This window comes from Paenibacillus nanensis (assembly GCF_003583765.1).
Classification (GTDB): Bacteria; Bacillota; Bacilli; order Paenibacillales; family Paenibacillaceae; genus Pristimantibacillus; species Pristimantibacillus nanensis.
On record NZ_QXQA01000010.1, the window covers coordinates 127,282 to 148,634 of the forward strand.

Below are 21,353 nucleotides of genomic sequence, written 5' to 3' on the forward strand. Positions count from 1 at the left end.
CCTACGCCGGCCGCGTGGGGAACGCCTATACTTAAACTATCTTATCAAGGGGGGGCTTACTAGATGAAGAAAAGATTCACATGGGTAGTAACGTTAATCGCACTGATTTCCCTGCTTGCTGCCGCTTGTTCCAGCGGCTCGGACACCGGCTCAAATGAAGGCGGTTCCACAGAAAAAGTTAAACTGACGATCTGGCATAACTTCGCGGGCGACGATTTGCGCGCGAAAGCGGTCAGAGGACTAATTGATGAGTATAAGAAAAACAACCCTAACGTCGAGCTCGACGCGCAAGCGATTCCGGTCGACGGATACCGTCAGCGTCTGAGCACGGTAGCCGCGGGCAACGAAATGCCGGATGTGTTCTTCGTTTACGCCGGCAGTCAATCGCAAGAGTTCTACGATGCGGGGCTGCTTCAGCCGATCACGCCGCTTGCGGAAGAGTATCCGGATTGGAAAGCGAACTTCATGGACGGCGCGTTTGACCGCTTCGAGTTCGAGGAAGGCCAAATCTATTCCGCTCCGGTCGGTTTATCCGCGACATCCTTCCTCTATTACAATAAAGACTTGTTCGAGAGGTATAACGTAACGGTTCCGACAACATGGACGGAGCTGATGACGGCGGTCAAAACCTTCAACGACAACGGCATTACGCCGATCGCGCTTGGCAACAAGGCGCCTTGGGTTGCGCAATCCACGATTCTGGGCTCCCTGGCCGACCGCGTGACGGGCACGGAGTGGTTCCTGAAGGCAGTGAAAGGCGAAGCCTCCTTCACCGATCAGGTGTTCATCGATGCGCTTGCCAAGTTCAAGGAGCTGGTGGACAACAAGGCGTTCCAAGAGGGCGCGAACAGCATCGACAATACGCAGGCTGAGCAATATTTCATTCAAGGCAACGCGGCGATGATGATCAGCGGCGCATGGACGCTGACGAACCTGGCGGCTTCCGCCACGGATGAGCAAATGGCGCCGATCGAAGTGACGACGATGCCGGCCATCGAAGGCGGCGCAGGCGCGCCGGGCACGATCTCCGGAGGAGCGGGCGGCGGATTCGCGCTCAGCAAAAACACGGAAGGCGCAGTCAAAGAAGCGGCCCTTGACCTGATTTACGCGATCAGCGGTCCGGACGGCCAGAAGGCGATTGCCGAAAGCAACTCGATGGTTATGTACAAAATGGATCTTGAAAACGCGAATGTAAGCCCGCTGTACCTGAAAGCCTTCAACGTGGCCAAAGAAGCAGGCATCACGCCGGTGTATGACGCTTATCTGTCGGCAGAAGCGGGTGAAGCGATCAACAACGGCCTGCAGGAAATTATGATGGGCGGCAAGCTGGAGGACGTGGCGAAGAAGCTGCAGGACGCGCAAGCCAGGTCGACGCAGCAATAACCTTTAATCCTGGTCTCAAAGGACGCGCCTTCACCGGCGCGTCCAACAACTAGAATAAATAAGGAGGCCGCCGCCATGCCGTCATCATTGCGCGCTCGAAGCTTCGTCACTCTGGCGCTGCTTCCGGCACTGCTCATTTTTCTGACATTTGGTATCGTTCCGATCATTTGGTCGGCTTACTACGGATTCTTCGATTGGAGCGGGCTCGGGGCGCTCAAATTTGTCGGGCTCGACAATTACGAGATGATGCTCCAGGATCCGATCTTTTGGAGAGCGCTTAAAAACAACCTTATCCTCGTAGCTTCGGCGATTATCGGACAGGTGCCGATCGCGCTGCTGCTGGCTTTGCTTTTGCTCAAAAACTCGATGTTCAACCGGATCATCCGGTCGGCCGTATTTATGCCGATGGTGCTGTCCACCGTCGTCGTCGGCCTTATCTGGGGTTACATTTACCAGCCGCAATTCGGCTTGCTGAATACGATGCTCGACATGCTTGGACTGGATTCCTGGGTTCGCGCCTGGCTGTCCGATCCGAAAGTGAATATGTACGCCGTTTCTATTCCGATCAACTGGGCCAATATCGGGCCGTATCTCGTCATTTTTATCGCAGCGCTGCAAAATATCTCTTCCGAGGTGAACGATGCGGCGAAGATCGACGGAGCCGTAGGCTTCCGTAAGCTCTTCTACGTGACGCTCCCGATTATTTGGGACACGATTATCGTTACGATTATTTTATGTATCTCGGGCAGCTTAAAAGCGTTCGACCATGTCATTGTCATGACCGGCGGCGGCCCCGCGCAATCGACGGAGCTTCTTGCGACGTACATGTACAATAACAGCTTTACCGTATACCGTTACGGCTACGGCTCCGCCGTATCCACGATGATCATCCTGATCAGCGCCTTGCTTATCGGTCTGAATTATTTCATAACGAAGAGACGCAGCTGAGAGTAGATGCCGTATCAGCAAGGACGATGAAGGAGTGAATCTTATGTTGCCAATGACTAACGCCAGCGCGGCCGGTTCAAGGTCCGCGACTTGGAGAAAGCCGTTTCGGCTTCTCCTGAAGCTGGCCTTGTTCTTATATGCGATCGTGACGCTGTACCCGCTTTTTTGGCTTGTGATCAGCGCGTTTAAGTCCAATCAGGACTTCTTCAACCATCCGTTCGGTCTGCCGCTGGAGTGGCAGATCGAGAATGTAACGCGGGCTTGGGAGCTCGGCGACATGGGCAGGGCGATGTTCAACTCGACGCTGGTAACCATTTCGTCGGTCGTCCTGACTATCGTGCTGGGGACGCTTGCCGCCTATGCGATTTCCCGGTTCCAATTTAAGCTTAGCGGCGCGGTGAAGGGACTCTTTCTGCTCGGCATGCTTATCCCGATTCATAGCACGCTTGTCCCGCTTTTTATTTTCATGAATAAGATCAACATGCTGGATACCTACTGGTCGCTCATTTTGCCTTATACGGCGTTTGAGCTGTCGATCGCGATCTTCCTCTGCATCGCCTATATGGCCTCCATTCCGAAGGAGGTAGAGGAAGCGGCTCTAATTGACGGCAACGGCTGGTGGGGCGTTTTTGGACGAATCATTCTTCCGCTCTGTCTGCCGGTGATCGCGACCGTGACGATTATCGCGTTTCTGCGGTTTTGGAACGACTTCTCGTTCGCGCTCGTCTTTATCAATTCGCAGGCGCTGAAGACGCTTCCGCTCAGTCTCTCGCTGTTCTCCGACGGCTACGGCACGGACTATGCGCTGACGATGGGCGCGATGCTGATCGCGGTAATTCCGACGATCGTCATCTACTTGATCTTCCAAGAGCAGATCATGAAAGGCATGGTAGCAGGCTCGGTCAAAGGCTAACGCCTTGGCTGGGCTTTTTTTATTTGCTGCAGCACGCATCGCACGGATATCCTGGTTGGGCTTCGCGCTGCGGGCACGCTTTGGCTATGATTGCTGCTGCTGTAGCTGCTCCAGACTGAAATAAGGACAAAAGTGCAATTATTTTTTGCCCAAATGGACAATTTGCTGAAAATAGCGCCATTTGTACACTTATTCCGTCGCTGTAACTCACAAAACGGGGTAGGCCACATTGAATAAGTGCACTTTTGTCTCTATTTCGTTATACCTGGAGAAAGATACGTGATTAGGTGCACGTTTGTCCTTATTTTGCACAGCGGCATAGATTGGTGTAAATGAGGGTGACATGATGAGGCGGCAAGAGATGTGGATGTGCAGTTTAGCTGTTTAAGAGTATGGGCGAGCGGCGTGTAGAAAAGGGCGGTGAGAGTGCGAAGGATGGCAGAGTAGTTCGTGTAGCGTGAGTACGGCGGAGGGTGGAGTAATTAGTGAAGCGAGAGTTCGGCGGAATGCGATGTTGCTCGTATAGTGAGAGTGCGACGGATGGTGGAGTTGTTAGTGCAGCGAGCGCGGGGGGGATGCGATGTAGCTCGTCCTGTCAAGAGATCGTAGCTTGAGGTTAAAGAGGCGGAAAAGCGGCGGTCGGAGGTCAGATCGGCCCAACTCCATTTCATGTCTACATATGAGAAATTGACTAAAAAAACATCCATTTGCGCACTATAGGTGTGGAGCAAGCTTGAGCGATCGTATGTAATTATTGGTTATCGGGCTTGGGGACAAATGGAGGAATTCCACTACACGCCTTAAGGCTTGTCTAATAATGAACATTTTGTCATCAGCGCTGATGACGAAACCTGGTTATCCTTCAATTGAACTGTAAGCGCTTCCGAATTAAGATTAAGCAAGACGACCCCTTGAAGGGTCGGCATAGTACAAAAGGAGGTTCACAGGATGAGTCAAGTGAATCATCAGAATAACGAGTCCCAAGGCGGGGCTAGGGTTGCTGTCCAGAAATTCGGACGATTCCTTAGCGGCATGGTCATGCCGAATATCGGCGCCTTTATCGCATGGGGATTAATTACGGCGCTTTTCATCCCGACCGGCTGGCTGCCGAACGAAAGCTTCGCGACCTTGGTCGACCCGATGATCAAGTATCTTCTTCCGCTGCTGATCGGTTATACCGGCGGCAGCATGATTCATGGCACGCGCGGCGGCGTCATCGGCGCGATTGCGACGGCCGGCGTTATCGTCGGAGCGGATATTCCGATGTTCCTGGGCGCGATGGTCATGGGTCCACTTTCTGCCTGGATCCTGAAGCAATTCGATAAATCGATCGAGGGCAAAATTAAGTCCGGCTTTGAGATGCTGGTTAACAACTTCTCCTCGGGTATTATCGGCGGCGCTCTCGCGCTGCTTGCTTTCAAGGGCATTGGGCCGATAATCGAGGTGTTCAGCTCTGCTCTAGCTCGCGGGGTTGACTTCATGATCAACCATAACTTGCTTCCGCTGGCCAACATCTTGATTGAGCCTGCTAAAGTTTTGTTCCTCAACAACGCGATTAACCATGGCGTACTTGGACCAATCGCATTGGAGCAGGCGGATAAGCTAGGCAAATCGATTATCTTTATGCTTGAATCGAACCCAGGACCAGGGCTTGGTATCTTGCTGGCCTACTGGCTGTTCGGACGCGGAACGGTGAAGCAATCTGCGCCGGGCGCAGCGGTCATTCACTTTTTTGGCGGTATTCACGAAATCTACTTCCCGTACATTTTGATGAGGCCGATTCTGATAGTAGCAGCTATCGCAGGCGGCGTCGCAGGTACGTTTACGTTCTCGCTGCTCGATGCTGGACTTGTATCGACCCCATCGCCGGGCAGTATCATCGCATACTTCGCCTTCTCGCCTAAAGGCAATTACTTGCCTATGATTGCGGGTGTTCTCGTAGCAACGATCGCTTCGTTCGTCGTCGCTTCCATCTTCCTGAAGAGCGGCAAGCAAACGGCTGAAGACGATCTGGAGGCGGCAACGTCGAAGATGAAGCAGATGAAAGCAGAGTCCAAAGGCGCGGCGGCGGCTCCTGCACCAGCTGCCGATGGCGTGACCAAATCCAATGAAGATGTGAGAAAAATTGTCTTCTCCTGCGACGCGGGTATGGGCTCGAGCGCGATGGGCGCATCGATTCTTCGGAAGAAGCTGAAGAATGCAGGAGTTGATGTGAGCGTGACGAATACGGCAATCAGCGATATTCCAGGCGATGCCGATATTGTCATTACCCATAAAACCTTAACAGATCGGGCAAAAATAAAAGCACCTGATGCCGAACACATCTCCATTGACGATTTCCTCAAAGCGGCCGAGTATGACCAGCTGGCGCAGCGTCTGAGCAAATCTTAATCGGCAGAAGCGAGAGGCAAGTGAGACGCTGACGTGTATTTCCGTCGGCGTTTCCGCCATTTTCAGAGAAGGAGGAATGGCATGATTGTCTCGAACCGGCAGCGGCACATTTTGGAAGTGCTCCTGCAGCGAAGAGAAGCGACGGCCGCGGAAATTGCCGAAGAGGTTCAGATCAGCGCAAGAACAGTGCATCGGGATTTGCAGGAAATAAAAACGCTGCTGTCGGATTATGGTCTGTCTCTGGCGGCGAAATCGGGCAAAGGCATCGCCATTGAAGGCGCCGAGCCATCCATCCGGCATTTCCAGAGGCTGCTTTCTTCCTTCGAGACGGCCGCCTATTCCTCCATGGAACGCAAAACGTTAATTCAGTGCATGCTGCTGGAAGCGCATGAACCGATAAAGCTTTTTGCGCTCGCCTATGAGGTGCATGCCGCCGTTCCAACGATAAGCCGCGACCTCGACGAGCTGGCCCCGACGATTGAAAAGTTCGGGCTGGAGCTGATACGCCGAAGAGGATACGGGGTGGAGATAGCAGGCCGCGAGAGCGATAAACGCTCGTTGATAGAGTGGCTGGCGCAGCAATACCTCGACGAATCGGACCTGTTCGGACCGGACCCGGAAGCGGAGCATGCCTGGCCCGTTACGCGGAAGCTGCTGCAGCTGGCGGGCAAGGAGCATTTTTTGGAGGTCGAGAGGATCGTGTGGGGGCTGGAGGAGAAGGCGCCCAGCCGGTTATCCGAAAACGCGTATACGCGGCTGCTGCTTAAGCTGTCCATCGCCATAGCGCGAATGCAGAGCGGACATACGCTCGATTCCAAGAATAGACCGGAGAGGGAGCAACAGCCGTCACGCCAGCCGTTCCTGGAGCCGTTTCTGAAGGCATTCCCTTTGGAATGGCCGGAGGCGGAACGGGCGTCGGCTGGGGCATTGCTGACCGGCGCGAATAAGGAAGCGAGGATGAATCAGGACCTTCTGCTTCATCAGAATGGCGCCGCGGCGTCGGATACGGCTCGACGTCTTATTCAATCCGTCGGCAAGCTTATGCATATGCCGTTCCACGAGGATCGGTCGCTGCTTGAGGGATTGATCCGCCATATGGCGCCGTCTCTGGAGCGTATTCGTAATTCGGAGACGATACGCAATCCGCTGCTGCCGCAGATTAAGAAGGATTTCGCCAAGCTGTACGAGGTCATTCGGTGCGCCGTGGATGAGACGATGGAAGGAATGGAAGTGCCGGATGAAGAGATTGGCTACTTGGCTATGCATTTCGGCGCGTCAATCGAACGGTTAAACCTGTCGAGACGCGTGAAAGCGATGATGGTGTGCACAAGCGGCATAGGCTCCTCCAAGCTGCTGTCCGTACGGATCGCGAAGCGGTTCCCGCAAATCGAGTTTATCGGCCATTATTCTTGGTACGAAGCGTCGCGGGTGCCGGAGGAGCGTTACGACCTCATTATTTCGACGGTGGATTTGCCGATCGACGGGGGACGCTATATTAAGATCAGCCCGCTGCTGACGGCGGAGGAGACGGAGAAGCTGCGCAGCTACCTGGGACAAATGCCGGTCGAGAAGGAGGAGCTGTCCGAATCCGAGAAGCCGAGCACTTCGGGCAGCTGGGAGCGGATGAAGCTGGTCAGCGCTTATACGTCAGCGGTTGTAAGCGTGCTGGAGCCCTTTTCCATTCAGAATCTGCCGGTTAAACAAGAGAATGGGCCCGCACATGCAAAGCTGGAGAACATTGTTGCCGCGATGCTGGAGACGCTCCCTTTCTCGGAGCAGCAGTCGGCGGTGATCCGGCATCAATTGCTTGAACGGGAGAAGCACGGCAGCCAAGCGATCGGAGGGACGAAGCTGGCTTTATTCCATACGAGAAGCGAACATATAGAGAGACCGGAGCTTAAGCTGTTTCGATTAGAGGGGCCGTTATGGCTTGGCGCTGACGGGGAGGCCGAGGTTCGGCAAATTTTGCTGATGCTTGCCCCCATGCAAGTCAGCCGCGTGATGCTTGAGGTGCTGAGCGATATTAGCGCCATGCTTCTTCAGGAAGATTTTATCGAGCTGCTGGAGCATGCGGACATCGAAGAGATTAAGCCGTATATATCACAGGAATTGGATGCTTTACTGCATAATAAATGGAGAGGATGAGCGCAACCATGAGCATTTTGACAAAAGATAAAGTGAAATTGAACGTAAAGGTGAATGATAAATTCGAGGCGATCCGGATGGCCGGCGATCTGCTCGTTCAGGCAGGCCACGTGCCGCAGGCGTATGTGGACAAAATGGTGGAGCGGGAGCAGGTCTCCTCGACATACCTGGGGGCGGGGCTTGCGATGCCGCACGGCACGAATGACTCGAAGCCGCTTATTCAATCGACTGGCATGTCGGTGCTAGTCGTGCCGGACGGCGTGGACTTCGGCGGAGAGACGGCTTATCTCGTCATCGGACTTGCGGCCGTAGGCGACGAGCACATGGAGGTGCTGTCGAGCGTGGCTGTGCTTGTGTCGGAGGATGAAGACATGCAGCGGATTCTCGCTTCGAAATCGGAAGAGGAGCTGATCGCCATCTTCGAAGAGGGGATGGACCTATGATCGCCGTTCATTTCGGAGCGGGCAATATTGGGCTAGGGTTTATCGGCCTGCTGCTCTCGCAATCGGGATATGAAGTGAAGTTTGTCGACGTCAATGAGGAGCGCGTCAATCTCATCAACGAACGCAAATCGTTCAAGGTGGCGCTCGCAAGCGAAGCCGGCGAAACGACAGAAGTGCAAGGCGTGTCCGCCATTAATGGCCGCGATGCGGATAAGGTAATTGACGCGATCGCCGAAGCGGATATTGTGACGACGGCGGTTGGCGTCGGCGCGCTGCCTTATTTGGCGGGCAATATTGCCGAAGGCATCAAACGCAGATTAGCTGCCGGCCAAAAGCCTCTTGTCGTCATCGCATGCGAAAACGCCATCGGAGGCAGCACCATTCTGAAGGGGCATGTGCTCGAGAAGCTGGATCCCGGGCTCCGGGAACAAGCGGAGAGAGCGGCAGCATTTCCGGATGCGGCCGTAGACCGAATCGTGCCGCTTCAGCAGAATGAAGATCCGCTTCAGGTTACAGTGGAGCCGTTCTACGAATGGGTTGTCGACCGCAGCGCGCTGCCGGCGGATTTCCCGCACTTGCAAGGCGTGCATTTCGTCGACCGCTTGGAGCCTTATATTGAACGGAAGCTGTTCACCGTAAATACCGGCCATTGCTGCGCCGCTTATTTCGGATATTTGAAGGGCCATGACACGATTCAGCTTGCGATGCAGGATGAGGCCGTTGTCGCCATCGTGCGGAAAGCGCTCGAGGAGACGGGAAAGACGATTGTCCGCGTGCACGGGTTCGATCCGGAAGAGCACAAACGGTATATCGAAAAAATATTGGAGCGTTTCCGCAATCCTTATCTGATTGATGAGGTCTCCCGGGTCGGTCGTTCTCCCATCCGCAAAATATCGCCAAGCGACAGACTGGTCCGTCCTATGACGCTTGCATACGAGCTGGATATTGAGACGCCGGCTTTGACAATGGCCGTTGCGGCGGCGTTGTTCTTCGACAGTAAGGATGATCCGGAAGCCGCAGAGCTGCAGCAAGCCATTCGCGAGCAAGGCGTGTCCGCGACAATAGCGAAATATACCGGCCTGCAGACGGATCATCCGCTGCATGCAGCCATCGTGAAGGAATACGACCGCATTCGGCAGGAACAGGAGGGTAAGTGATGAACCGCATAACAGAGCATAACTTGAAGGGCATTGCGGCATCGCCCGGCATTGCGATCGCGCGCGCCGTCCTGCTCGAATCGGAAGAATATATACCGGAGAAGGCGCAAGTCGCTTCAGCCGAGCAGGAGACGGCGCGATTCCGTGCCGCTGTTGAAGACGCGAAGGCTCAGATCGAGAGTATTCGAGAGTCTACGGAGCAGAAGCTCGGGAAGGAGAAGGCCGAAATATTCGAGGGGCATCTGATGCTGCTCGAAGATCCCGAGCTCATTGACGCCGTGATCGACTTGATCGAAGGGGATTCCGTGAACGCGGAATACGCGTTGTACGAAGTGTCGCAATCGTTCATCGTGATGCTCAGCGAGCTGGAAGACGAGACGTTGCGCGCTCGCGCAACGGATATACGCGACATTCGAGGCCGTATCATGAACAGCTTAAGAGGCGTGAAGGGCGGCGATCTGGGACAGCTTCAGGAAGAGTGTGTCATTATCGCCCGCGATTTAACGCCTTCCGATACGGCGCAGCTTAATCTGGATGCCGTCCGCGGCTTCATTACGGAGATCGGAAGCCGGACATCGCATTCCGCGATTATGGCGCGTTCGCTGGACGTTCCGGCTATTGTAGGCGTTGGAGAAGGCATCTCCGCGATCCAATCCGGCGATTTGATCGTAATGGACGCGACGGAAGGCAAGGTATGGATAAGCCCGGACGCCGACGCGCTCGCGGCATTCCAGACGAAGAAAGCCGTTTACGACAAGCGCAAAGCTGAACTTGCGGCATGGGTGAACAAACCGTCCGTCTCGGAGGACGGTCATCGCGTGGAGCTGGCGGCCAATATCGGCAATCTGGAGGATGTGCAGAAGGCGCTCGACAACGGAGCGGAGGGCATCGGCCTGTTCCGTACAGAGTTTCTGTATATGGGCCGCGCGACCCTTCCGACCGAGGAGGAGCAGTTCCAAAGCTATAAATACGTGCTGGAGAAGATGGAAGGCAAGCCGGTGGTAATCCGGACGCTGGACATCGGCGGCGACAAGGAATTGCCGTACATGGATTTGCCGAAGGAAAGCAATCCGTTTCTTGGTCAGCGGGCCCTGCGCCTCTGCCTGGCGAACGAAGAATTGTTCCGCACGCAGCTGCGGGCCTTGCTGCGGGCAAGCCGCTTCGGCAATTTGAAAATCATGTTCCCGATGATCGCCGTTCGCGAGGAGCTGCTGGAGGCGAAGCGCATCCTCGAGGAGGAGAAGCAAAGCCTGATTCAAGCGGGCGCGGAGGTTAGCGACTCGATCGAGATCGGCATGATGATCGAAATCCCATCAGCGGCGATTTCCGCCGATCTGTTCGCGCCGCATGTCGATTTCTTCAGCATCGGCACCAACGATTTGATTCAATATACGATGGCGGCGGACCGGATGAACGAAACCGTATCGTATTTGTACCAGCCTTCCCATCCGTCGATCCTTCGCCTGATCCGTATGGTCATCGAGGCGGCTCGGCAGGAGGGCAAGTGGGTCGGCATGTGCGGCGAAATGGCGGGGGATCCGAATGCGGTTCCGCTGCTGCTCGGTCTCGGGCTCCATGAATTCAGCATGAGCGCGGGCACGATTCTGCAAACACGTGAAATGATCGGCAATCTGAGCTATGCCAAATGGCAAAGCCATGCCAAGCACGCGTTGACGTTAGGCGGACAGCGCGAGGTGCAATCTTACGCGCAAGAGCAACTACAAGGGGGAAAGCAATCATGATATCCAATACGTATACGGTACTGAATCCAACGGGACTGCATGTGCGCCCGATTAAAACGTTCGTTGAAGCCGCAAGCAAATTTCCATGCAAAATCACGGTGATGTGCAACGGCAAAAAAGCGAACGGCAAAAGCTCGCTCAGCATGCTGACGCTCGGCGTCAAGATGAATGACGAGGTTACGCTGGAGATTGACGGAGAGAACGAGGAAGAAGCGATGCAGACGCTTGGCGCGCTGCTGGTGCAGATTCACGAATAAGCCGCGATTATAAGAGCTAATGAATAAATAGACTCGCATCCTGCTCCGTAAGCGGTGGATGCGAGTCTTTTTTTGTCGAATTTTGAAAAATTGGCATAGAAAAGGTCTTGAAACAAAGCGTGAAGCTGTGTAACAATACATAAATATAATCGAATAAACTCATATAATTTTGGGGAGATGGCCCATAAGTTTCTACCGGATGACCTATTCATCCGACTATGAGTGAGTGCGGATGCGACAGAGAACCACGTATTCGCCGCGCGTTGTGCGAAAGGGAATATATTCCTTAACGGACAGGCCTCACTTGAGAGAAATGAGCTCAAGGAGGCCTGTCCTTTTTATTTTCAGAGGAGGCAGACAGCAAAATGAAGCAATTAGAGGATCGCATTAGGCAAGAAGGGGCAATCCTGTCGGACAAGGTGCTGAAGGTGGACTCGTTCCTGAACCATCAGGTGGATACGGAGCTGGCGCTTGCGACGGGAAGGGAGTTCGCTCGCGTCTTCGCCGGGGAACGGATCACGAAGGTGCTCACGATCGAAGCGAGCGGCATTCAATTCGCGATGGCCGCAGGTATTGCGCTTGGCGTTCCTTTCGTATACGCGAAGAAGAAAAAAGCGGTGACGCAATCGGACAAGGTGTATACCGCGCAGGTTCATTCCTTCACCCGCGGGGAGACGTATCAAGTGACCGTAGACCAGCGTTATCTTGGTCCGGGGGAACGCGTCTTGATCGTAGACGATTTCCTCGCGACGGGAGCCGCTTTGGTCGGCCTTGTCGACATCGTCCGGGAATCCGGCGCTGAGCTTGTCGGCGTCGGCGCGGTCATCGAGAAGAGCTTCCAGGAAGGCCGCGGCCTATTGGAAGCGAAAGGGGTTCGCATTCACTCGCTGGCCCGCATCGTATCGATGAAGCCGGGCGAGGTGCAATTCGCCGAAGAAGACAGCCAGATTAAACAACTTGTGAAGGAGAGAGTGTAGCAGCATGTTAAGCAAACAAAAAGTTGTCGCCTTAGGCTTCCAGCATGTGCTCGCGATGTACGCCGGCGCGGTTGTCGTGCCGTTGATCGTCGGCGCGGCCTTGCATTTGAACGAGACGCAGATGGCGTATTTGATCGCAGCCGACCTGTTCACCTGCGGTATCGCCACGATTCTTCAGGTGTGGGGCGGCAAATATTTCGGCAGCAAGCTTCCGGTTGTTCTAGGCTGTACGTTTACGGCTGTCGGGCCGATTATTGCCATAGGGTTAGCCTCTAATTTGGCTACCGTCTACGGAGCGATCATTATTTCAGGTATATTCGTTATTTTAGCCGCTCCGTTGTATGGCAAGATTTTGCGCTTCTTCCCGACGATCGTTACCGGCACCGTCGTTACCATTATCGGGTTATCCCTTATTCCCGTTGCGATGAACAATGTTGCAGGAGGCCAAGGCGCGCCGGATTTCGGACAGCCTCGCAATCTGCTTCTGGCTCTTATTACGCTTATCGTTATTTTGGTCGTGAATCGTCTGGCAAAAGGTTTCCTGCGCGCAATCTCCGTATTGATCGGCTTGGCCGTCGGTACGGCAGCCGGCTATTTCATGGGGATTGTCGATTTCTCTGGCGTTGCTAAAGCGTCTATTTTCAGCATCGCGGAGCCGTTCTATTTCGGAACGCCGCAGATTAGCATCACGGCCATCGTGACGATGATTTTGGTTAACATCGTCAGCATGGTAGAGTCGACAGGCGTTTATTTCGCGGTAGGCAAAGCGACGGACCAGAAGGTCGAGCAGCGGCAGATTGTAAACGGCCTGCGCTCCGAAGGCGTTGCCATTACGCTTGGCGGTATTTTTAACGCCTTCCCTTACACGGCTTTCTCGCAAAATGTCGGCCTCATCACGCTGACGAAAGTGAAATCGCGCGACGTCATCTTTGCGGCTGGCGGCATTATGGTCATCCTAGGCTTGCTGCCGAAGCTTGCGGCGGTTACGACCGTGATTCCAAGCGCGGTGCTTGGCGGCGCGATGATTGTGATGTTCGGCTCCGTGGCGGTGTCCGGCTTTAACATCCTCTCGGGAGTCGACTTGCGCAAGGAACGGAACCTGCTGATCGTCGCGTGCAGTATTGCGATCGGCGTCGGCTCGGCTACCGTGCCGCAAATCTTCGACCAGCTTCCGGATTTCGCGAAAATGCTTCTGCAAAGCGGCATCGTGACAGGATCGCTGACGGCGATTGTGCTTAACTTGATCTTGCCTGAGAAAAAAACGGAAGAGAACTAGAACGAGGAAAGAGGAGATGGCCGCCCATCTCTTTTTTTTTTTAGCTAGAAATAGCTTTATAGGGTTCAGCGTAATAATGACGTGAAAAAACAGGGAACAAGCTTCATAAAATTCCCATGGTTTGCATTATAATGATGTATAAGCTCGGAGAATATGGTACGATAATGTCAATCTTATAGAAGAGGTGATTTTTGCGTGCTAGGACGCAGCGGTAATCCTACCTTAAAAGAAAACACGTTCCAGAGGACAGGCCACATCTCCTCCGGAGAGCGCATGACGATTGAAGGAACGGTGAACAAATCGTTCATTATGCTCGCCATTTTGCTGGGCGCGGCATTCGTTACGTGGTCGATGTATATGAACCAGGAAGCCAATGTGTTCGGATTTATGATCGGCGGCGCAATCGCGGGTTTCGTATTGGCGCTTATTATCAGCTTTAAGCCTACGGCTGCGCCTTTCCTTGTTCCCATCTACGCAGCTTGCGAAGGGTTGTTCTTAGGCGCGTTATCGGCTAATTACGAAGCGCGGTTTAACGGCATCACGATGCAAGCGGCCCTGCTGACGATGTGTGTGTTCGTAGCGCTGCTCGTCGCTTACAAGTTCAGGCTGATTCAAGCGACGAAAAACTTCAGACTTGGCGTGTTCGCGGCTACCGCCGGCATCGCGCTCATGTATCTAGTGAGCATGATCCTTGGGTTTTTCGGCATGGAGATCCCTTATCTGCATGAGAGCAACTGGATCGGCATCGGCATCTCGCTCGTGATCGTTATTATTGCGGCGCTTAATCTGGTGCTTGACTTCGACTTTATCGAATCCGGCGCTGAGCAAGGCGCTCCGAAGTATATGGAATGGTACGGCGCATTCGGCCTGATGGTTACCCTGGTATGGCTGTACATCGAGATGCTTCGCCTTCTATCCAAGCTGGCTAGCCGCGATTAATCGCGTCAAACCGAGTGAATCGACCGCAAAATACAATGTGCAGAACGAGAGCATGGGAGCAATCCCGTGCTCTTTTTTTATGGATAAATCGGCTTTTTGGAGAATTAAGGGAATTCGACAAAATCATTTTAAAAATACGGAAGTGACCGCGAGGAATGTAGGTATTTGCTGAATGCTGTCGAATGAATAAAGGAATGAATACGAGGAGGCCATTTCATGAGCACATTTAGTGAGTTTATGCTGAAAGACCTGCATCGCAAAAATGGACTTGTTTTTAAGGCCATTACCGCCGTTAATCTATTGGCCGTTATTACGGTACTCGCCTTTAGCGCGAGCAATATGACAAGCGCTAACATCGTTATGATTATTACGGAAGTAGCAACTGTGGGGATACTCGGTTATCTTCATTACGCTCGCAAGTTAACGGGCTTTTTTCCTTATCTAGCGATCGGTCTATCGTTTGCTGCAACGTTGGTGACCACGATTCAAACGCCAACGTTCGATGCGATCTTTGGCATATATTACTTGCTTGCCATCTCCGTCGTATATATGCGGATGCAGCCCTTTATATTTGGTGTAGTTCTTGCCGCCACTGAAATGACTTTATTGTTTACAGCTCTTAAAGTGGCTGTCCCGGGTTCGATTGAAACCGTCTTTATCTACTTCGGTATTATCGTTATTGTGCTCTTCTCGATGATTCGGAGCTCCCGGTATCTGTTCCGTGATATGGAGGATAGCACGAATGATATCGCTTATATTAGCAATCAGGTCACAGAGCAGCAGGAGAAGCTGATTCAAGAGGTTGAAGTCATCTCAAGCAATATGAGCTTGCTAAGCAAAGCCGGCGACGAGAATGGCCAATCCTTCGATCAGATGAACATCGCGTTCCGGGAAATTGCGATCGGCGCCGGCGAACAGGTCGATTCCACAACCCAAATTACAGAAGCGGTCCAAGAAACCAACAGGATGATTAGTCGGCTGATGGAATCGCTTGAGCTGTTGAAGCAGGAGTCCGACAACGCGAATGAGAACTCCACGGCCGGCAGCGACAAGGTGAGCCGTCTTTATGAGGCGATTACGATGTTCCAGTCCAATATCGAGACGATGGCCGATGATATCCGCAAGCTGAATGCGACGATTCAAGAGGCTTCCGGATTCAGCATCTCGATCCAAGAGATCGCGACGCAGACGAACCTTCTGTCGCTTAACGCAAGCATCGAAGCGGCGCGGGCCGGCGAGAGCGGCAGAGGTTTTGCGGTTGTAGCCGGGGAGATTCGCAAGCTGGCCGAGCTGTCGGGCAATGCGGCTGAGCGTATTTCCGGGAACCTCGCCTCCATGGAGAAGCAGGCGGGCGCTACTTCCAGCTTAATGGTCGATATTGCGTCCAAGATGCAGGAAGGCACCGAGCTGACCAAAGAAACGCGCGACGCCTTCTCCGGCATTAACGCTTCCGTCGAGCAGCTGACGGGCACCGTTTCCAATATCGACGAGATGATGCGAACGATCCGCAGCTCCTCGAACGAAATCGAGAAAGAGACGCAAAGCTTTGCGTCGGTCAGCGAGCAGTCTATGGCTACGCTGCAGGAGTTGTCCGCAACGGTGGAGACGCTGCTTGTAAAGAACGGCGAAATTATCGACCGGATCAAAGAGACGGATCAAGCCGTCAAACGTCTGCTCGAATAGACGCAAAAAAGAAGAGTAGAAGCTCGAAAGCCCGGGCTGCCTGCTCTTCTTTTTACTTGCCGATATAAAAAAGACATTGAAACAGACAAACAAAAAAGGCCGGCTCTTGAATCGGGCAATGGTCGTCGATTTCCAGATAGGTTTTAAACATCTCCGTTGTTTTCATCTTCCATCTTGCCGCTTCTACGCCCTGGTCGTAAAATGCTGCCCAACCCATAGGCTCTTTCTTTACGCTATATTCTCCGGAATTCGATGTGATGCGAAACTCGGGAGCCACAGCCTGCCAAGATTTGTAGGTGATGCGATACGTCTCATTGCTGCTGCAATCGGTGATTTCATATTGTGTCCTCCCCCACCTCGGCAGCTTTTTGCCTCGAAACCGCAGCCTTCCGTCGCTGGACAAGACATCCAATTGCACAACATAATCAAAGCCTAACAACGAGTCCGCAAGTCTCTCAAAAAAATGGTTGTATACTCTTTTAAACGAGCAGACTGCACGATTCTGACCATCTATGACAGGAACGAGTTTAGTCGAGGCTTTCACTTTAGGAGGAGAGTAAGTATATTTTTGCACAACGATGCTCCTTTCAGGAAGTTTTTTAGGTATCATCTTTATTATAGAAGGCTTGTATTTATAATCCAGTAATAAGGAATTGGAGGCTTGTGTGTAATGAAATCAAAAGAACAGCTGGCGCAATACTGCTTGAAGCATAGAGGGGCGGTAGAGGATTACCCGTTCGGTCCTGAACCGCTCGTTATGAAGGTAGAGGGTAAAATGTTCGCTTTAATCGGAGTAAACGACGGCATTGCGAACATTTCGCTGAAGTGCGAGCCGCATATGGCGGAGCTGCTGCGCATGCAGTATGAAGCCGTGAAGCCTGGCTACCACCTGAACAAAAAACATTGGAATACGGTAACGATTGACGGAACGGTTCCGACCGCAGAGCTTGAGGCGATGATCGATCAGTCCTATGATCTAGTCGCCAAAAGCTTGACCAAAGCCCAGCGGGCGAAGCTCGCAAATGGCGATATGTGGGCGTAACCGCAGGATGGGGAGACCGGAGCGGGGGCGGAAGCTGTACAAAGATTTTTTTTGGCAAAAGGGGAACTTAACCGCCGCGTCTTGTGTCTAATCGGTAGAGGTGATCAAGTGGAGCAGGGATACTGGAAATATGTCGAGCGGTTCACCCCGGAGCAGTTAAGCGAGCTGATGAAGGGATACGGCCAGGACGTATGGAATTACGCGTATTTTCTTACGAAGCGGGCGGACTGGGCGGACGATATTTCCCAAGAGGCGTTTCTCAAAGTTTTCCGAAGTCCGAACGGCTTCCGGGGCGAGTCGTCTATTCAGACTTGGCTGTTCGCCATAACGCGAAACTGCGCATTCAATTACCGAAGAACGGCTTTTATTCGCAAAGTGATTCCTGTCGGGCGCGTTGAACGTCAGGGACTGTCGCCTTCGGCGGAGGCGGAGGCGCTGAGCAACCGGTTCGTGGACGAAATATGGGAAGTGGTTATGGAGCTGCCGGCCAAATACCGCGAGCTGCTTGTGCTTGACGCCAAATACGAGATGACGCTTCAGGAAATGGCGGAGCTGACCGGGCTTGCGATAGGAACGGTAAAGTCGCGGCTGTCACGAGCAAGGCGAAAAGCGGCAGAGGCCTGGAAGGGAGGATCCGTCTATGAACGAGCATAAGCCGGATTGGTATGATCGCATGAAGCAGGGGCCGTTTCGAGAGCGCACGTTCACGGATGAGAGGATGGACGATATTTTGCGGCAGGCGCGCAGCGGGACAGCGGGCCGGCTCGTCAAGGGCTGGCATTACGCGGCGGGCTTCGCGGCCGTTTTGATTCTGTTCTTCGTTATCTATACGCAGCAGCCCGCATGGTTCGGAAGCCAGACGAACGCGCCGGCGGCAAGTCCGGATGTTACGCTCCCGCCAGTGTCTGAACCTCCTCCGACAGAGGAGCCGGAATCGCAGGTGTATTACGTCAAAGGAGAGACGGGGGCTTATCCCGCACCGGAGTACCATACGATGGAGCCGCCCGCATTCACGGTCATGCCCGGCATGGCTGTCAAGAAAAAGGGAGCGGCAGAAAGCGGCTTCGTTCTGATCGAAGCGGACGGCCGCGAAGGTTACGTGTATGAATGGTATTTGACGAAGGACGCCGGGGAACGTACCGTCCAAACGGTCGAGCCTTACGTGCTGCTCGTGGGCGAGCCCTTGAAGTTCCGCATGCATCCGGAGGAGGCGGAGCCTTCGGGCTTTACGCTGCATGCCGGCAAAGTCGTAAAGGTGACAAAGGAATACGAGGACTGGGTGTGCTTTGATATGATAACCTACGACCAGCCGTACGAGGGCGAGAAGTGGGTGAAAAGATCGGAGCTGGCCGCTTGGGACCCCGCGAAGGCGACGGAGGGCAAGCTTCGGCCGGGGGCTGATGTTTATGAAGGGAAAATGATCCCTGCGGAGCTGCCGGCCGACGATGTCATTTATCTGAAGGAGAAGCTGGAGGGTCAGACGTATCAGATCCAATCGGCCGGAGGGTTTACAGGATTCATTCTGTACCAAGATTTTGTCCCTAATCCATTCTTACCTGCTACTGCATCAAATTGGCTGCTGACTCCATCGGAAGTTAGAGAGTTCGAGGCCTATTCGCAGATCAAGGACGACGAGCAGCTTCGTCTCCTGAAGCCGCTGGATGTGTTTCAATATTATGTTTATGCGCAGGAATTGAATGATGCTGAGACGGTCTATGCGCTGTACATGAAGGATGACGGATACGAGCTGCCTGACTATGAAACCTATACGAACGATCTCTCGCGCGACCCGGCCGAAAGAGAACGGACCTTACAGCTGTGGGAGAAGCTGAAGATGGGCTATAGCGTGAAGGAGGAAATCGACGGAGATGAGGCGCTCATTCGCATAACGCCTGTAAATGGAGGATCGCCCGAAGATACGAAAGGATTTCGCCTCGTCAGAAACGCAGACGGCATTTGGAAAGTCGCTTGGATGCCGATGCAATAGATTGCAGAGGCGCGCGCACGTATTCGTAATCCGCGCGCCCCTTGTATTCCCTTGGCGTTTTTGGGACAATAGAAGTCAGATTATGCGGCTCCTTCATGGGGCTGCGGGGGAATACGGCGACTGTGGAAAGAGGAACAAGCATGAACAAACCATCCATCTATGGATTCACTTTAGATCAATTAACGGCGTGGCTGGCGGAGCGCGGGCACCGGAAGGGCCGGGCGCAGCAGGTATGGGAGTACTTGTACCGGAAGCGCGTCGCCTCCTTCGAGGACATGAGCGAAGTCAACGAGACTTGCACAGCTTTGTTGAAGGAGCATTTTACGATCAGCACGATGTCGGAGCATGTGAAGCAGGAATCGAAGGACGGCACGATCAAGTTCCTGTTCAAGCTGTACGACGGCAATCTGATTGAAACGGTGCTGATGCGGCATAAATTTGGCCTATCGGTCTGCGTCACGACACAAGTCGGCTGCAATATCGGCTGCAGCTTCTGCGCAAGCGGTCTGATCGCGAAGAGCCGCGACTTGTCCGGCGGCGAAATCGTGGAGCAGCTAATGCGGGTTCAGCTGCACTTGGATGCGTTGGGCGCTGGGGAACGTGTCAGCCATATCGTAGTGATGGGCATCGGCGAGCCGTTCGATAACTTCCAGAACATGAGCGATTTCATCCGGGTGGTGAAGGATCACAAGGGACTCGCTATCGGCGCGCGCCACATTACCGTGTCGACGAGCGGCCTGGCGGGCAAGATCAAGGAATTCGCGGACAGCGATCTGAACGTGAATCTGGCCGTATCGCTTCATGCGCCGAACAATGAGCTCCGTACCCGCATCATGAAGATTAACAAGGCGATTCCGATCGAGAAGCTGATGGAAGCCATTGATTATTACCTCGAAACGACGAATCGGCGGATGACGATCGAATATATTTTGCTCAAAGGCGTTAACGACGGCGTCGAGCACGCGCTTGAGCTGGCGGAGCTGATGAGGAGCCGCAGCAAGCTGGTTAACGTCAATCTGATTCCGTACAATCCGGTGGATGAGCACAGCCAGTACCAGCGCAGCGAGCAAGAGTCAATCCGGGCGTTCTATGACGCGCTTAAGAAGCAAGGCATCAGCGTCAGCGTCCGTCTGGAGCACGGCACGGATATCGACGCCGCATGCGGACAATTGCGCAGCAAACAAATGCGGGCGGCGAATGAATAAAAGCGGAGCGTACGAAAAAGCCTTTGGTTAGGAGTCAATCCTAACCTTAGGTTTTTTGTTTTATTGGTCCCGGCCCCTGCTCTTCTTGATTAACGTAACGGTAAGAATAAAAGAAATTATGCCTAGAATTACGATAACCGCCATATGAAGCACATTGGTCATCGCAAAATTGGGGAGCCGCCAGTTCCCAGCCAGCAGTTTGAATAGGAGAAGCAAAATAGAATAGATGGCTGAAAAGACGAGCACATGCACGAGTTTATTCGCTAGATTTTGAATAAGGACCACCACCCTATGCAAGCTGCAAAGCTAAAATCTGCGATACCAATAGATCGCGATCTCATCGGCCGTCGAAAAATTCGAATAGAGCATCGTATCGACCGCTCCGATAACAAAACCGTTTTTCGCATAGAAACGGCAGGCGGAAACATTCACGTCCTGCGTCTCCAGCATGAGTCCGAGATAGCCTTTTTGCCTGGCCCACTCCTCGGCTTTATCCAGCAACGCCGACCCGACGCCCTTTTGTCTCCAGTCCCGGGCTACGCAAATGTCTTCAATCATCGCAAAGCCGTTCCAATTCCCGCGAAGCCGAATCTGTCCCACGCAGCAGCCGCCGACGTAATACAAATAAACGGCCTTGTCTGTTCCCCCAATGTAGCTGGTATCGACCTCTTCCAACTCATACTCTTTGAAGTACGGCTCGGAATAGGTCTCCTCCCTATACGTCCAGTTGCCGTTTTCGTAGCGCGGCAGCAGCCTTCCCGTTACCATAAAGCCGTCGTTTGACTTGTTGTAATCCTTCTTATTCGAATGATTCAGTTGAACGATCATAACAAATTCCCTCTCCTCTTACTGACAGCAGATGACG

General features: G+C 53.4%; 19 protein-coding genes and 1 riboswitch. Of the genes, 17 read left to right on the forward strand and 2 right to left on the reverse strand.

Features of this window, described 5'->3' with window-relative positions; genetic code table 11:
• Positions 1-63: 63 nt before the first annotated feature.
• From D3P08_RS16345 to D3P08_RS16405, 13 genes are all read left to right on the forward strand, one after another.
• Positions 64-1,383: an extracellular solute-binding protein gene (locus D3P08_RS16345; RefSeq protein ID WP_119600777.1), complete on the forward strand. Its 1,320-nt coding sequence runs from the start codon at positions 64-66 to the stop codon at positions 1,381-1,383.
• A gap of 75 nt (positions 1,384-1,458) precedes the next feature.
• Positions 1,459-2,331 (forward strand): carbohydrate ABC transporter permease, encoded by an 873-nt coding sequence (locus tag D3P08_RS16350; RefSeq protein ID WP_119600778.1) that lies wholly within the window; start codon positions 1,459-1,461, stop codon positions 2,329-2,331.
• Between the two features lie 52 nt (positions 2,332-2,383).
• A complete protein-coding gene (locus tag D3P08_RS16355; RefSeq protein WP_240647587.1) occupies positions 2,384-3,244 on the forward strand; it encodes a carbohydrate ABC transporter permease in 861 nt (286 codons plus the stop codon).
• 948 nt (positions 3,245-4,192) lie between these two features.
• On the forward strand, positions 4,193-5,635 hold the full coding sequence (locus tag D3P08_RS16360) for a PTS mannitol transporter subunit IIBC (RefSeq protein WP_119600780.1): 1,443 nt from the start codon (positions 4,193-4,195) through the stop codon (positions 5,633-5,635).
• Positions 5,636-5,716: 81 nt separating this feature from the next.
• Positions 5,717-7,780, forward strand: a complete 2,064-nt coding sequence (locus D3P08_RS16365) for a BglG family transcription antiterminator (protein ID WP_119600781.1) — start codon at positions 5,717-5,719, stop codon at positions 7,778-7,780.
• Between the two features lie 8 nt (positions 7,781-7,788).
• Positions 7,789-8,223, forward strand: a complete 435-nt coding sequence (locus tag D3P08_RS16370) for a PTS mannitol transporter subunit IIA (protein WP_119600782.1) — start codon at positions 7,789-7,791, stop codon at positions 8,221-8,223.
• Complete coding sequence (locus D3P08_RS16375; protein WP_119600783.1) at positions 8,220-9,380, forward strand: mannitol-1-phosphate 5-dehydrogenase; 1,161 nt, start codon at positions 8,220-8,222, stop codon at positions 9,378-9,380. The genes D3P08_RS16370 and D3P08_RS16375 overlap by 4 nt, the downstream gene beginning before the upstream one ends.
• Complete coding sequence (ptsP, locus tag D3P08_RS16380; RefSeq protein ID WP_119600784.1) at positions 9,380-11,122, forward strand: phosphoenolpyruvate--protein phosphotransferase; 1,743 nt, start codon at positions 9,380-9,382, stop codon at positions 11,120-11,122. The genes D3P08_RS16375 and ptsP overlap by 1 nt, the downstream gene beginning before the upstream one ends.
• Positions 11,119-11,379, forward strand: a complete 261-nt coding sequence (locus tag D3P08_RS16385; RefSeq protein ID WP_119600785.1) for an HPr family phosphocarrier protein — start codon at positions 11,119-11,121, stop codon at positions 11,377-11,379. The genes ptsP and D3P08_RS16385 overlap by 4 nt, the downstream gene beginning before the upstream one ends.
• A 139-nt stretch (positions 11,380-11,518) precedes the next feature.
• A riboswitch (purine riboswitch) is annotated at positions 11,519-11,618 on the forward strand.
• Positions 11,619-11,744: 126 nt separating this feature from the next.
• Positions 11,745-12,356, forward strand: coding sequence for a xanthine phosphoribosyltransferase (locus tag D3P08_RS16390; RefSeq protein ID WP_119600786.1), 612 nt, complete (start codon positions 11,745-11,747; stop codon positions 12,354-12,356).
• A gap of 4 nt (positions 12,357-12,360) precedes the next feature.
• A complete protein-coding gene (locus D3P08_RS16395; RefSeq protein WP_119600787.1) occupies positions 12,361-13,632 on the forward strand; it encodes a nucleobase:cation symporter-2 family protein in 1,272 nt (423 codons plus the stop codon).
• A gap of 195 nt (positions 13,633-13,827) precedes the next feature.
• Positions 13,828-14,571, forward strand: coding sequence for a Bax inhibitor-1/YccA family protein (locus tag D3P08_RS16400; protein WP_119600788.1), 744 nt, complete (start codon positions 13,828-13,830; stop codon positions 14,569-14,571).
• Positions 14,572-14,787: 216 nt separating this feature from the next.
• Positions 14,788-16,254 (forward strand): methyl-accepting chemotaxis protein, encoded by a 1,467-nt coding sequence (locus D3P08_RS16405; RefSeq protein WP_119600789.1) that lies wholly within the window; start codon positions 14,788-14,790, stop codon positions 16,252-16,254.
• 52 nt (positions 16,255-16,306) lie between these two features.
• Here D3P08_RS16405 and D3P08_RS16410 read toward each other — a convergent pair whose 3' ends face one another.
• Positions 16,307-16,828, reverse strand: a complete 522-nt coding sequence (locus tag D3P08_RS16410) for a tubby C-terminal domain-like protein (protein WP_119600790.1) — start codon at positions 16,826-16,828, stop codon at positions 16,307-16,309.
• A gap of 96 nt (positions 16,829-16,924) precedes the next feature.
• Between D3P08_RS16410 and D3P08_RS16415 the strand changes: the two genes are divergently transcribed.
• The 4 genes from D3P08_RS16415 (at position 16,925) to rlmN (ending at position 20,488) form a co-directional block, all read left to right on the forward strand.
• Positions 16,925-17,296: an MmcQ/YjbR family DNA-binding protein gene (locus D3P08_RS16415; RefSeq protein WP_119600791.1), complete on the forward strand. Its 372-nt coding sequence runs from the start codon at positions 16,925-16,927 to the stop codon at positions 17,294-17,296.
• 108 nt (positions 17,297-17,404) lie between these two features.
• Positions 17,405-17,950 (forward strand): RNA polymerase sigma factor, encoded by a 546-nt coding sequence (locus D3P08_RS16420; RefSeq protein ID WP_240647579.1) that lies wholly within the window; start codon positions 17,405-17,407, stop codon positions 17,948-17,950.
• Positions 17,937-19,283, forward strand: a complete 1,347-nt coding sequence (locus tag D3P08_RS16425) for an SH3 domain-containing protein (RefSeq protein WP_119600792.1) — start codon at positions 17,937-17,939, stop codon at positions 19,281-19,283. Before D3P08_RS16420 ends, D3P08_RS16425 begins: the two co-directional genes overlap by 14 nt.
• 140 nt (positions 19,284-19,423) lie before the next feature.
• Positions 19,424-20,488, forward strand: coding sequence for a dual-specificity RNA methyltransferase RlmN (gene rlmN / locus D3P08_RS16430; RefSeq protein ID WP_119600793.1), 1,065 nt, complete (start codon positions 19,424-19,426; stop codon positions 20,486-20,488).
• A 306-nt stretch (positions 20,489-20,794) separates the two neighbouring features.
• On the opposite strand, the gene D3P08_RS16440 is transcribed toward rlmN, so the two are convergent.
• Positions 20,795-21,316: a GNAT family N-acetyltransferase gene (locus D3P08_RS16440; protein ID WP_119600795.1), complete on the reverse strand. Its 522-nt coding sequence runs from the start codon at positions 21,314-21,316 to the stop codon at positions 20,795-20,797.
• Positions 21,317-21,353: the final 37 nt, after the last annotated feature.

Bases quoted from the DNA above. Each gene is read 5' to 3' on its own strand.
- D3P08_RS16345 (WP_119600777.1), top strand. From the start codon at position 64: ATGAAGAAAAGATTCACATGGGTAGTAACGTTAATCGCACTGATTTCC.
- D3P08_RS16350 (WP_119600778.1), top strand. From the start codon at position 1,459: ATGCCGTCATCATTGCGCGCTCGAAGCTTCGTCACTCTGGCGCTGCTT.
- D3P08_RS16355 (WP_240647587.1), top strand. From the start codon at position 2,384: ATGACTAACGCCAGCGCGGCCGGTTCAAGGTCCGCGACTTGGAGAAAG.
- D3P08_RS16360 (WP_119600780.1), top strand. From the start codon at position 4,193: ATGAGTCAAGTGAATCATCAGAATAACGAGTCCCAAGGCGGGGCTAGG.
- D3P08_RS16365 (WP_119600781.1), top strand. From the start codon at position 5,717: ATGATTGTCTCGAACCGGCAGCGGCACATTTTGGAAGTGCTCCTGCAG.
- D3P08_RS16370 (WP_119600782.1), top strand. From the start codon at position 7,789: ATGAGCATTTTGACAAAAGATAAAGTGAAATTGAACGTAAAGGTGAAT.
- D3P08_RS16375 (WP_119600783.1), top strand. From the start codon at position 8,220: ATGATCGCCGTTCATTTCGGAGCGGGCAATATTGGGCTAGGGTTTATC.
- ptsP (WP_119600784.1), top strand. From the start codon at position 9,380: ATGAACCGCATAACAGAGCATAACTTGAAGGGCATTGCGGCATCGCCC.
- D3P08_RS16385 (WP_119600785.1), top strand. From the start codon at position 11,119: ATGATATCCAATACGTATACGGTACTGAATCCAACGGGACTGCATGTG.
- D3P08_RS16390 (WP_119600786.1), top strand. From the start codon at position 11,745: ATGAAGCAATTAGAGGATCGCATTAGGCAAGAAGGGGCAATCCTGTCG.
- D3P08_RS16395 (WP_119600787.1), top strand. From the start codon at position 12,361: ATGTTAAGCAAACAAAAAGTTGTCGCCTTAGGCTTCCAGCATGTGCTC.
- D3P08_RS16405 (WP_119600789.1), top strand. From the start codon at position 14,788: ATGAGCACATTTAGTGAGTTTATGCTGAAAGACCTGCATCGCAAAAAT.
- D3P08_RS16415 (WP_119600791.1), top strand. From the start codon at position 16,925: ATGAAATCAAAAGAACAGCTGGCGCAATACTGCTTGAAGCATAGAGGG.
- D3P08_RS16425 (WP_119600792.1), top strand. From the start codon at position 17,937: ATGAACGAGCATAAGCCGGATTGGTATGATCGCATGAAGCAGGGGCCG.
- rlmN (WP_119600793.1), top strand. From the start codon at position 19,424: ATGAACAAACCATCCATCTATGGATTCACTTTAGATCAATTAACGGCG.
- D3P08_RS16440 (WP_119600795.1), bottom strand. From the start codon at position 21,316: ATGATCGTTCAACTGAATCATTCGAATAAGAAGGATTACAACAAGTCA.